The following is a 1,038-nucleotide window of genomic DNA, read 5'->3' as shown; positions in this document are numbered from 1 at the left end:
ACAGCTATCACACGGATGACGAGGCGGCCGGCTTCTGGAAGAAGATCGCCGGTTTTTCCGACGACCGCATCATTCGCATCGCGACCTCGGACAATTTCTGGGCGATGGGCGACACCGGACCGTGCGGGCCGTGCTCTGAAATCTTCATCGACCGCGGCGAACACATCTGGGGCGGCCCTCCCGGCAGCCCGGAGGAGGATGGCGACCGTTTCCTCGAATTCTGGAACCTGGTGTTCATGCAGTATGAACAGGTGACGAAGGAGGAGCGCATCGACCTGCCGCGCCCCTCGATCGACACCGGCATGGGCCTGGAGCGGATGGCGTCCATCCTGCAAGGGGTGGAAAGCGTCTTCGAGACCGATCTGTTCCGTCACCTGATCGACGCGGCCTCGTCCGCGATCGGGCATGGTCCCGACAAGGAGACGGTCGCGTCCTACCGGGTCATTGCCGATCATCTGCGTTCGTCCTCCTTCCTGGTGGCGGACGGCGTGCTGCCTTCGAACGAAGGCCGGGGCTATGTCCTGCGCCGCATCATGCGCCGCGCCATGCGCCATGCGCAGCTGCTGGGTGCCAACGAACCGCTGATGTGGAAGCTGGTGCCGGCGCTGGTGCGCGAAATGGGCCAGGCCTATCCGGAGCTGCTGCGCGGCGAACAGTTGATCACCGAGACGCTGAAGCTCGAGGAGACCAGGTTTCGCAAGACGCTGGTGCGCGGCCTCGGCCTGCTCTCCGAGGCGACGGAGACGCTGCATGCCGGCGACATGCTGGACGGCGAAACGGCCTTCAAGCTCTACGACACTTACGGCTTCCCACTTGATCTGACGCAGGACGCGCTGCGCCAGCGCAGCATCTCGGTCGATCTTGCCGGCTTCACCAATGCGATGGAGCAGCAGAAGGCCGAGGCGCGAAAGCATTGGGCAGGCTCCGGCGACGCGGCGACCGAGACCATCTGGTTCTCCGTGCGCGAGAAGGCGGGCGCCACCGAGTTCCTCGGCTATGAGACTGAAGCTGCCGAAGGCATCATCCAGGCCCTGGCCA

1 protein-coding gene is annotated in these 1,038 nt (G+C 64.6%); it reads left to right on the top strand.

The window, feature by feature from the left end; genetic code table 11:
• Positions 1 to 1,038 (top strand): alanine--tRNA ligase-related protein (locus EN906_RS35200; protein ID WP_245484406.1); only part of this gene is annotated, 1,038 nt, incomplete at both ends.

The organism is Mesorhizobium sp. M7A.F.Ca.CA.004.06.1.1, assembly GCF_003999135.1.
Lineage (GTDB): Bacteria > Pseudomonadota > Alphaproteobacteria > Rhizobiales > Rhizobiaceae > Mesorhizobium.
This window is presented reverse-complemented; position numbering and strand designations above follow the sequence as displayed.